The 10,629-nt window shown below is 43.7% G+C and carries 11 protein-coding genes; 3 read left to right on the plus strand and 8 right to left on the minus strand.

Annotation, left to right across the window (positions count from 1 at the left end; genetic code table 11):
* Nucleotides 1-38: 38 nt before the first annotated feature.
* The 7 genes from ACI35L_RS09560 to pxpB form a co-directional block, all read right to left on the minus strand.
* Entirely contained in the window at nt 39-974 is a 936-nt protein-coding gene (locus ACI35L_RS09560) for a ring-cleaving dioxygenase (RefSeq protein WP_439802762.1), read from the minus strand.
* A 171-nt stretch (nt 975-1,145) separates the two neighbouring features.
* On the minus strand, nt 1,146-2,030 hold the full coding sequence (gene galU / locus ACI35L_RS09565) for a UTP--glucose-1-phosphate uridylyltransferase GalU (protein WP_439802763.1): 885 nt from the start codon (nt 2,028-2,030) through the stop codon (nt 1,146-1,148).
* Between the two features lie 379 nt (nt 2,031-2,409).
* Nucleotides 2,410-2,721, minus strand: coding sequence for a hypothetical protein (locus tag ACI35L_RS09570; RefSeq protein ID WP_049670945.1), 312 nt, complete (start codon nt 2,719-2,721; stop codon nt 2,410-2,412).
* Between the two features lie 153 nt (nt 2,722-2,874).
* Nucleotides 2,875-4,068, minus strand: coding sequence for an NRAMP family divalent metal transporter (locus ACI35L_RS09575; protein WP_439802764.1), 1,194 nt, complete (start codon nt 4,066-4,068; stop codon nt 2,875-2,877).
* A 37-nt stretch (nt 4,069-4,105) separates the two neighbouring features.
* On the minus strand, nt 4,106-4,873 hold the full coding sequence (locus ACI35L_RS09580; RefSeq protein WP_049670947.1) for a LamB/YcsF family protein: 768 nt from the start codon (nt 4,871-4,873) through the stop codon (nt 4,106-4,108).
* A gap of 12 nt (nt 4,874-4,885) precedes the next feature.
* Complete coding sequence (locus ACI35L_RS09585) at nt 4,886-5,842, minus strand: biotin-dependent carboxyltransferase family protein (protein WP_439802765.1); 957 nt, start codon at nt 5,840-5,842, stop codon at nt 4,886-4,888.
* Nucleotides 5,839-6,552: a 5-oxoprolinase subunit PxpB gene (pxpB, locus tag ACI35L_RS09590; RefSeq protein ID WP_439802766.1), complete on the minus strand. Its 714-nt coding sequence runs from the start codon at nt 6,550-6,552 to the stop codon at nt 5,839-5,841. Before pxpB ends, ACI35L_RS09585 begins: the two co-directional genes overlap by 4 nt.
* Before the next feature lie 264 nt (nt 6,553-6,816).
* Here pxpB and ACI35L_RS09595 point away from each other — a divergent pair, with 264 nt between their 5' ends.
* Nucleotides 6,817-7,557, plus strand: a complete 741-nt coding sequence (locus tag ACI35L_RS09595; RefSeq protein WP_439802767.1) for an NADPH-dependent oxidoreductase — start codon at nt 6,817-6,819, stop codon at nt 7,555-7,557.
* A gap of 306 nt (nt 7,558-7,863) precedes the next feature.
* Nucleotides 7,864-9,111 (plus strand): dicarboxylate/amino acid:cation symporter, encoded by a 1,248-nt coding sequence (locus ACI35L_RS09600; protein ID WP_439802768.1) that lies wholly within the window; start codon nt 7,864-7,866, stop codon nt 9,109-9,111.
* Nucleotides 9,112-9,232: 121 nt separating this feature from the next.
* On the opposite strand, the gene ACI35L_RS09605 is transcribed toward ACI35L_RS09600, so the two are convergent.
* The gene (locus ACI35L_RS09605) at nt 9,233-9,817 is read right to left on the minus strand and encodes a general stress protein (RefSeq protein ID WP_049670951.1); all 585 of its coding nucleotides are present in this window, start codon (nt 9,815-9,817) and stop codon (nt 9,233-9,235) included.
* A gap of 198 nt (nt 9,818-10,015) precedes the next feature.
* On the opposite strand from ACI35L_RS09605, the gene ACI35L_RS09610 reads away from it, so the two are divergent.
* The gene (locus ACI35L_RS09610) at nt 10,016-10,480 is read left to right on the plus strand and encodes an NUDIX hydrolase (RefSeq protein ID WP_439802769.1); all 465 of its coding nucleotides are present in this window, start codon (nt 10,016-10,018) and stop codon (nt 10,478-10,480) included.
* Nucleotides 10,481-10,629: the final 149 nt, after the last annotated feature.

A 10,629-nucleotide genomic window follows, 5' to 3' on the forward strand; every position in this document is an offset into this window, starting at 1 on the left:
TTCCTATTTATCTACCCTTTTTTTCCCTTTTACAAGCATCAATTCATTTCTCTTAAGCGAATCTCCATTAAGTTGCCTTCAATCTCTAATCTTCTGGGTTCATATTCCTCTGGAAGCATCAATGACTCTCCAAGATGCTGTATATCTTCATCAATCAGGAATCCTGGCGAATCGGTTGCAATCTCGAAAAGAATGTCCCCGTGCTCACGGAAATAAACAGCCTTGAAATATTTCCGATCCTTGATGGGAGTCACCGCAAAGCCTTTGCTGATGATGGATTCACGAGCCTTTAATTGGTCCTCATTATCCATTGCTCTCCAGGCAATATGATGAACGGTTCCTGTTCCCATCCTCCCGCGCTCATGCTCTGACACATCCACATCAATCGTATTTCCATACTCTGCTTCACTGCGGTAGCGGACATAATTCCCTTCCTTGCCGACAACCTCAAAGCCCAATCCGTTCCTAAGCAGCCCCATCGTATGACTTGGAGAACTTGATAAAAGAATGGCACCTGCAAAGCCCTTTATTCCTGTATCTGGCCCCACGCCATTGAAATGCCAAATTGATTGCTCCCCTTCTGCGCGCTCGACCAATTCCAATTGAAGACCGTGCGGATCCCGAAAGGCTAGATAAGTCTCTCCAAAACGTGCATGCTTCCTGGATTTGACATGATATCGTTGAAATCTCTCCTCCCAGAATGGCATGGCCCCTTTAGGAATCGCAAAGCTTGTCACGCCGACCTGTCCTGTGCCAATGCGGCCCTTAAATCCTTTGTTCCAAGGAAAGAAGGTCATAACCGTCCCTGGTGATCCTTGATCATTGCCAAAATAAAGATGATACGTACCTGGGTCATCGAAGTTAACCGTTTTTTTCACTAGCCGCATACCAAGAACACTACCGTAAAAATCAAGATTTTCTTGAGCGTTCCCTACGATAGCAGAAATATGATGGATACCCATTGTTTTAAACATGCCTGCCCACTCCCTTTGAATCATATCTTTTATTGGGTTTATTATCTCAAATTCGAGATAATTGTCAAATAAAAGAATCATTCACGCTTAGTTTTAGAATGTAAAAAGGTGATTCTTCCTCTCTTGAACCACCTTTTTAGTCAAATATATTTGATTAACGATTCATCTAAATCATTCCTTGTCTTCAAAAGATTTAATCTTTTCTTTCATGAAGTCCAGTACATCACCACGTAATGATGGCTTCCTCAAGGCAAAATCAATCGTTGTCTTAATAAAGCCGATTTTATCCCCGACATCATAACGCGTTCCTTCAAAATCATAGGCGAATACACGCTGGATTTCATTCAGCTTTTGAATCGCATCGGTCAATTGAATTTCACCGCCCGCTCCAGGCTTCTGATTCTCAAGAAACATGAAGATCTCTGGCATCAATATGTATCGGCCTAGGATAGCAAGATTGGAAGGTGCCTTGCCCGAGGCTGGTTTTTCAATAAAATCATTCACCTCGTATAGCCTGTTTCCTCTTTGCTTACCTGGGTCTATGATTCCATACCGATGTGTCTCTGAATTCGGGACATGCTGAACACCGATAATGGAGGATAGAGTTTGGTCATATTGATTAATTAATTGCTTCAAGCACGGAGTCTCAGCAACGACTACATCATCTCCGAGCAAGACGGCAAATGGTTCATCCCCAATAAATTTCCGGGCACACCAAATGGCATGGCCTAATCCTTTCGGCTCCTTCTGACGAATATAATAAATGTCTACCTTTGACGGTGCTTGAACCTTCTCAAGCAATTCATATTTTTGCTTTTCCTCAAGATTGGCTTCAAGCTCGAAGGCATTGTCAAAATGATCCTCAATAGCCCGTTTTCCTTTACCCGTAACGATAATGATATCCTCAATACCTGAGCAGATTGCTTCCTCTACGATATATTGAATCGTTGGTTTATCAACAATCGGCAGCATTTCCTTTGGCATTGCCTTTGTGGCCGGTAAGAAACGGGTTCCCAAGCCAGCTGCTGGTATGATGGCTTTTCGCACTCTCCTCATGATTGACCTCCCCATATGCTTCATCAGTCATTACATCATTTTATAGGAAAAACCTTGTTCACATGACTATTGGAATGAATCAAAACATGAAACATCCAAAATCCTGGTTTCCCTATATGTCATCTTTCTCGCTTTATTCACCATCTTCATCCTTGCACTAAATCTCTTACAAGCAAACGGACAATATAAAAATATTCAGACAATATAATCTTAGCATAATGAAATTCCCCGTACAATCTGCTCCTATATACCAGTCGATAAGCCTTTAGCTGAAACACACCGATCAATAGAATCTAAAAAAGCCTCCCGATCAGGAGACTAGGTTAGCTTACTTCAATTGTTTCAAAATCTACCTTCATGCTAGTAATCTGAGCCTTTATCAAGCAACGAGTAATAGCAGCACCAAAATCCCTTGCATCAGCAAAACACCAGCAATGGATTTCTCATTCCTCAATGATTTATACGTCAATGCACCGAAAATGATCAAAATGATTGAGGCGATGGCCAGCCATGTAATCATTTTTGCTGTAAATACAACGACAAATCCAGTTATAAAGAGTATCTGCAGAATCACAACGGCAAAAATGATTTTTTTGGCAGGATCTTCACGATGATTGGAAGCCCATAGGGCCAGCAGTAAAACAGTTAACACCGGGATGACAATTGATGCGAAAAATGCAATCCAATCCATTTGCATCCCCCTTTCTATAAAGGATGATTTCACCTAAGATGTTATCAGGAAAAGAAATATACAGTATTTTGTAAAACTTTGTCGTTTTTCCCTCTTCTTGTGTATCGTACCATATTTTTATCCCCTTCAATAGTAATATAGCTATCTCCTTAACTAAACGAATAATCTAGGAAGCTCCTTTATTAAGGTATAAATGCCCATGACCGACATAGCCGCCACAACTATACCACCTAAAAAAGTCATCCATATCGGCTGCTGATAATCACCAACAATCCTTTTTTGATAGCTGGCAATCAGCATAACCCCAAGAGCAATCGGCAGAATTAACCCATTCAGTGCCCCGGCAAGGACTAATACTTTTACAGGCTGTCCGATTAAAGCGAATACACCTGTTGAAATGACAATGAAGCTGATTGTAACCCAATTCTGATTCCGCGATACAGTGCTGCTGAATGTCTTAATGAAGGAAACAGATGTATAGGCCGCTCCTATGACACTTGTCACAGCTGCCGCCCACATAATAATCCCGAATATCTTGTAGCCAATATCTCCTGCAGCATGCTGGAAGACGGAAGCGGCGGGATTTTCCGCGTCTAACACCAATCCTTGTGAGACGACCCCCAGTACGGAAAGAAATAGAAAGATTCGCATAATAGAGGCGAGTCCAATCGCACTGACCGCTCCTTTTGTCACTTCTGATACATTTTCCTTTCCCGACACCCCTGCATCAATCAAGCGGTGTCCGCCAGCGAATGTGATATACCCGCCAACTGTTCCGCCCACAAGGGTAACGATCGCCAATAAATCGATTTCCTCTGGCATGAAGGTCCTCGCAGCTGCTTCACCGACAGGAGGAGAGGCAGTAAACATCACATATAGCGTTAAGAAAATCATGACAAACCCCATGATTTGCGCAAAGCGGTCCATTGCTTTGCCCGCTTCCTTAATGAAAAAGATGCCCACTGCAACGAAACCGCTTAACACGGCCCCTAAACGGGGGTCAACACCAACGATGACATGTAAACCAAGTCCTGCACCAGCTATATTGCCGATATTAAATGCCAAGCCGCCCAAAACAATCATGGCTGCAAGGAAATAACCTAATCCAGGAAGCAATTCATTCGCTATGTCCTGCGCCCGCTTCTTGGATACGGCAATAATCCGCCATATATTCACCTGAGCCCCAAGGTCAATGATAATAGAAACAAGGATGACAAATCCCATGCTTGCTAGCAAGGTTTCCGTGAACACGGTTGTTTGTGTAAGAAAGCCTGGTCCAATCGCAGACGTGGCCATTAAGAAAGCTGCTCCAAGCAAGATACTTAAGCGTGATTCCTTCTTTTCCATTCATTCCTCACCCCCCTGAGTATCTTTAGGCTCGTTATTAGATAAATTCTGCTATTCTCTTAATCTCAATATTCTCTTTTCGCAATGCTTGATTAATTTGCTCCGCAAATCGCAGTGCGCTTGTTCCATCTCCATGGATGCAAACCGTTTGGGCGATGATCTCAATATCTGCTCCCTGCCTGGTTTGGACCTTTTTTTCCTTCACCATTCGGACAACTTGAGCAATCGCCTCATCCGAGTTTTCGATGACCGAGCCAAACGTCCTTCTAGAAGTCAACGACCCATCCTGCTGATAGGTGCGGTCTGAGAATACTTCACTTGCTGTCCGAAGACCGATTTTCGCACCCTCTTTAACCAGTTCACTTCCTGATAACCCAAATAAAATCAGCTCAGGGTCAACCTTATACACCGCTTCAGCAATCGCCTCTGAAAGCTTCGCGTCAATAGCGGCCATATTAAACAATGCCCCATGCGGCTTAACATGCTGAAGCGTCCCGCCCTCTGAGCGGACAAATGCATTCAAGGCGCCAATCTGATAGATGACGAGGTCATACACCTCCTCCGGACTGACCTGCATTTCCCTTCTTCCAAACCCGACTAGGTCTTGAAAACCCGGATGAGCGCCGATTCCAACATTCCTCTCTAATGCCAGACGAACGGTTTTCTTCATCGTGGCCGGATCTCCCGCATGAAAGCCGCAAGCAATATTGGCAGACGTAATATATCCTAATATGGCTTCATCTGATCCCATTTGATAATTTCCGAAGCTTTCTCCCATATCACAATTAATGTCAATCACGTACACATTAAATCCCCCTTATGAGTACTTCATCTGTATGGCCCTCTTTAGAATTTTCAGCTCCCGCTCCTGTTCAAGCAACAGTCGCTGTGCCTCCTTTAGACTAATCATCTCGAAGGTCAATCGATCTCCTGGCTTTGCTTGGGCGACAACCGCCTGATCGACCGTTGCCACTTGAGCAATCTTCGCATAACCGCCAAGCGTCTGGCTGTCAGCCATTAGAATAATCGGCTGTCCGTCTGCCGGAACTTGAATCGTCCCAAATGATACGGCCTCTGAGATGAATTCAGTTTGCTTTTTCAAGCTTAAACGCTCCCCTTCAAGCCGGTATCCCATGCGATCGGATTCAGGCTTTACGATGAATTCCTTTTTGATTAAGGCAGCCCTGCTTTCCTCTGTAAAGGCATCATAATCGAGACCAGGAAGGACCCGAACATTCTTCCTTGTCCCGCCATCATGCAGGCGGAATGACTCTGCTGACCACTTCATTGGTCCAGTCCATCTGATTGGTTTGGCAGCCTTAAGCTGGATTTCGTCCCCTTTTTCAAGTGCTCTTCCTTTATAGCCCCCAATTCCGGCCCTTAGGTAAGTGGACTTGCTATGCATGACATTTTCAATGGAAAATCCGCCATGGACCGCTAAATAACATCTCAGCCCGTTTTTTGGATGACCGAACGACAGTACATCCCCATCATCCACCAATAACGGACGATACATCTTAACCAGCTGTCCATTAACAGCAGGAGAGAAATGACCGCCAGTCATTGCGATGACTGCCTTTTCCTGAAAGCGTATAACAGGCCCGCCCATCGTAATTTCGACTGTTTCTGTTTCCTCTGGATTGAGCACTAGCATATTGGCTATCCGGTGTGCAGTCTGATCCATCGCTCCACTCGCAATAATCCCATACTGTTTGTAGCCAGTCCTGCCTAAATCTTGAATCGTCGTTAATAATCCCGGCTTTTCAATAATCAAGAATGCTCCCCTCCCAACGAAAGATATTCTTCATAGCTAATGGGGTTAAATTTGATTTGGTCGCCTGCTTGCAGCAAGGCAGGAGGTTCTTTATCAGGGAGAAAAAGAGAATAAGGGGTTCTGCCGATTAATTGCCAGCCGCCAGGGGATTCAATCGGATAAATCCCTGTCTGCTCACCGGCTATTCCGACACTCCTTGAAGGAATCTTAAGCCTAGGAGTTTCTTTGCGTGGTGTTGCGATTTCTTTTTTCATGCCGCCCATATAGGGAAACCCAGGAGCAAATCCAAGCATATAGACGACATACTCTCCGCTCGCATGCAGTTCAATAACCTCTTCCTCAGATAGTTTGTGATAGTGTGCTACATAAGCAAGGTCCGGCCCGAGCTCCCCTCCGTAACAAACTGGAATCTCCATGAACCTCTCTTTTTTACTTTCTGTTCCTTGTCTGTCAGATAGGATATCTTCAAGCCTCATCCTGGCTGTTTCATAAGGAGATTGACCATCCTTATGGGGCCAGTCTAATTGAACAGGGTCATAGAAAACGGCGATTGAGGCAAAGCTTGGAACGATTTCAATCAGCCAATCCTCCTCGACTTGTTCAAGCCGCCTGGAAGCCTTCATGACCTTTTCATATTCTTGCTGACCTATTGCAGAGCCGCATTTAATCATGACAGCCTTGTCTCCTAAAGGAGAAAATGTATACGTCACGTTCACCACTCCTTGCGTTGATTGTTTCGGTAACTTAGTACAAATCGCCTTAACTTCCATTTACCACCAGAATACAAGTTTAATGTCTGATTAATCAATAAATTTCGACGCTATTAAACACAATGTTTGCACATAGAACCATCGAACCATCATACTAGGTATATAAAAAAACCCTTACATACGTCATGCAAGACGATTTGTACAATGGATATTCTTTTTTGTAATATAATAATTAGTTAGATAACATCATAAGGAGGATTTACCATGAATGAGGTTATACGTACAATGCAGGCACATCGTTCTTACCGTTCCTATCTAGACAAGCGAGTGGATGAAAGTCAGCTAGAACATATCATCCAATGTGTTCAAGCGGCACCTAGCTGGATTAACGGTCAGCAGGTTTCTATCATTGCCGTTAAAGAACCTGAGCGTAAACAGAAGCTCGCCATGTTATGTGGTAACCAGAAATATGTCGAGGAGGCACCTGTATTTCTTGTCTTCTGTCTCGATTTCTACCGTACCTATTTAGCAAGCCAAATGGAAGGAACCTCATTTGAAATAAGCAATAACATCGATACATTGCTTGTCGGGGCAACAGATGTCGGCATTGCCTTAGGTACTGCCGTTACCGCCTCTGAATCCTTTGGTTTAGGCACGGTTGCCATCGGCGGTATTAGACGGAACCTTGAGGAGGTCATCGAGGAGTTAAATCTGCCCCCTTATGTCCTTCCGGTAGCAGGTCTTTGCATCGGCCACCCTGCCGAAGACCCGGGTCTTAAACCGCGTCTCCCAGAAGAGGCTGTCGTTCATGAAGAACAGTATCAGCAGGATCTAAAGCCAGCACTAGAGAATTACAACACTACCTATCGCGCCTATTTAGAAGAGCGTTCCAAAGGCAGCCGCAGCGGTACTTGGACAGAGGCTGTAGCAAACTTCTACAGCAAGCAGTATTATCAAGGCATTGAAGAAGCGCTAAAAAAACAGCAGCTGCCTCATAGTAAATAAGGCATCAAAACATTCACTCCATCCGGAAATACACTTTCCGGTGGAGTGTTTCTTTTTTCTGCAGTCTTTCACTTGAAAATAATCTCTTCGCGTTAGCTTCTCCCATAAAATGGGTAGATGTGAATAGTCATATATTCATATAGCCATTTTTATCCTCGAGTGTTAATATATGAAACAACAGCCTACTTTATGGTAAGATAGCAATAACTATCATTATCCCCCTTTTAATGGTAGAGTTCTTTCCTAAATGGCTGACCCCTCAAAGCTATTATTCTAGGAATCGACATCAATTTTAGGAGGTTAAAAATGAACTTAACAAAAAAAATTATTATTGGCTTGGTACTGGGTGCTGCCGTTGGTCTCATCCTAAATATTTACTCCCCTTCCTTATTTACGCAACTTGATATGTATCTTTTCAGCCCACTCGGGACTATCTTCATCAATCTAATTAAATTACTCGTCGTTCCAATCGTTCTCTTTTCCATCATTTTAGGTGTAGCCGGTTTAGGAGATCCCAAAAAGCTTGGCTCCATCGGTCTTAAGACGGTTACGTATTTCTTGATTACAACAGCCATGGCCATCATGGGTGCGATGATGCTGGCTACCGTCATCTCACCAGGAACGAAAGGAGAATTCGATACTTCTAAAGCTGAGTTCTCAGCAGAAGAAGCCCCATCTATCGCAGAGACCCTGCTCGGAATTATTCCAAGCAACCCGTTTCAAGCCATGGTTAACGGAGATATGCTTCAAATCATCTTCTTCGCCGCCTTGATTGGATTCGCTTTGACAGCCTTAGGCAAGAAAACGGAAGGCATTGTTAAGCTGATTGAACAAGGAAACGATGTCGTCATGTTCCTCGTCACATGGGTAATGAAATTGGCGCCATATGGAACTTTTGGTCTGATTGCCACTGCAGTCGGAAGCCAAGGCTACAGTGCAATGAAAGCCATGGGTCTTTATATGATTGTCGTTGTGATTGCTCTTGTTATTCATACAATCGTTGTCTACGGCGGCACGATTCTATTTGTTGCCAAGAAAAACCCTCTTTGGTTCTTTAAAGGCTTCGCACCGGCAATGACATTAGGATTCAGTACCTCCAGCAGTAACGCCACTCTTCCTGTATCAATGGAAACGGCTCAGGATAATCTTGGAGTCAGGAAAGAGATTTCAAGCTTCGTTCAGCCTTTAGGTGCCACGATTAATATGGACGGAACGGCTATCATGCAAGGGGTTGCGACCATCTTTATTGCACAAGTGTATGATGTGAACCTTACCTTTACAGCGCTTATTACCGTCGTCATTACGGCTGTATTAGCGAGTATCGGAACGGCCGGCGTGCCTGGTGTCGGACTGATCATGCTTGCGATGGTTTTGACATCGGTTAACCTCCCTGTCGAAGGAATCGGCTTGATACTTGGGATTGACCGTTTGCTTGATATGGCAAGAACCTCTGTCAATATTACCGGTGATGCAGCATGCGCCGTGATGATTGACCAGCAAGAACGAAAGAAAGAAAAAAAGAATGCTTCTTCCTCTGACACAGTAGAAGCTTAACAAACGATAGAAGTCCCGGTTTGCTAGATGATCTAGAAACCGGGGCTTTTGTCTGTGTGGACATGTACTCCATGCAAAACCCCCGCCTGATTTCTTTGGCGAGGGTTTTGCGAATTACCTATTATAGATTATCTGTGTCAATTCGATTTTTGGGATAGGTTCTCTTCTTATCCAAATCGTCTTTTTCATGTAAATTAGAATCATCTAAACGTGTATCAGCCGTCACGGAAAGATCATCAGCCCGGCTCATATTCCCGACTGTTTGACTTTTTCGCTCCTCTTCACGTGCTTTCTCTTCATTTCGATTGGCATATAAGCCGCTATTATGAGTCGTTTGGTCATTCAGACCTGTCTCCATCATGCCTGCAGCCCCTTCATCCACAAGGATAAGGATCTTGCCATTATCAACATCTTCCGCAAGGCGCTCTGCCTCTACACCTTGAATCCCTTTCGCCATTAACCTGTCCTCAATTCGTTCAGTTGAATCTACCGAGAAAAAGCTGGCAATCTTGTCCATAAAGGATTCACCAGTAGCTGCTTCGGTATCCACATCACTATTCGGTGCTTCCTTCGTAAAGCGAAGGCGGTCAGCCTTATCTGCCAAGATGGTAATATCAGATCCATCCGCTCCTTTATACTTAAGAGCATTCACTGCCTGTAAAGCTTCTTCCTGCGTATCATATTTTCCGTAAACGATTTTTGCCATGTTTATTCTCTCCTTTTCTTTCGGATAAAATAGTTGTACACTAGCTTCATTCGTTTCTCCCATACCCTTTTGAATTATCCACCGGGTATATGTATGGTGATTCCCTTTCATCCTCAATGGAAAACCTTGACAAGGAAAAAATAACGATAAACTTTTAACATTGGAATGATTATACATACATAGAGGAGGCTTTTTAGGATGGATGCCGTATTTCAAACAAAATCAGCTGTCTTTAACTACCGAACCGCCGCTGTTTGGATTGAGGATGGGCATATACTATTACACCGGCAAGCTGACGATAACTATTGGGCATTGCCAGGAGGAAGAGTCAAGATTGGAGAGGATTCCATGACATCCTTGAAAAGAGAATTGAAGGAGGAGCTCGGAGCCGACGCTGAAGTTGATCAACTGGTATGGTTTACAGAGAATTTCTTTGAATACAAAAATGCCCCCTTTCATGAGATAGGCCTTTATTATTCCGTCACGCGAAAAGGATCCTCTATTCTAAAGCATGGTCCCTTTTTCGGACTTGAGGGTGAACGGCTGATCTATCAATGGGTACCGCTTGAGGAGCTTTCCTCTTTAACCGTGTATCCAGCATTTCTTCAGGAGGGACTATTAAAGATGCCTGCTTCAACTGAACATTTAGTGTTACATACATAAATCAACAATGACTCACTTTGGAAGAATGAACTTACTAGGTAAATTCATCATAACAAATCACAACGCATTATGATTGATCAGATGAAATGATACCGACATCTTGAATATTTCATCATACCAGCTGTCAATCAGGCAGCTGGTATGGAATA

This window comes from Pradoshia sp. (genome assembly GCF_051873915.1).
Classification (GTDB): domain Bacteria; phylum Bacillota; class Bacilli; order Bacillales; family Pradoshiaceae; genus Pradoshia.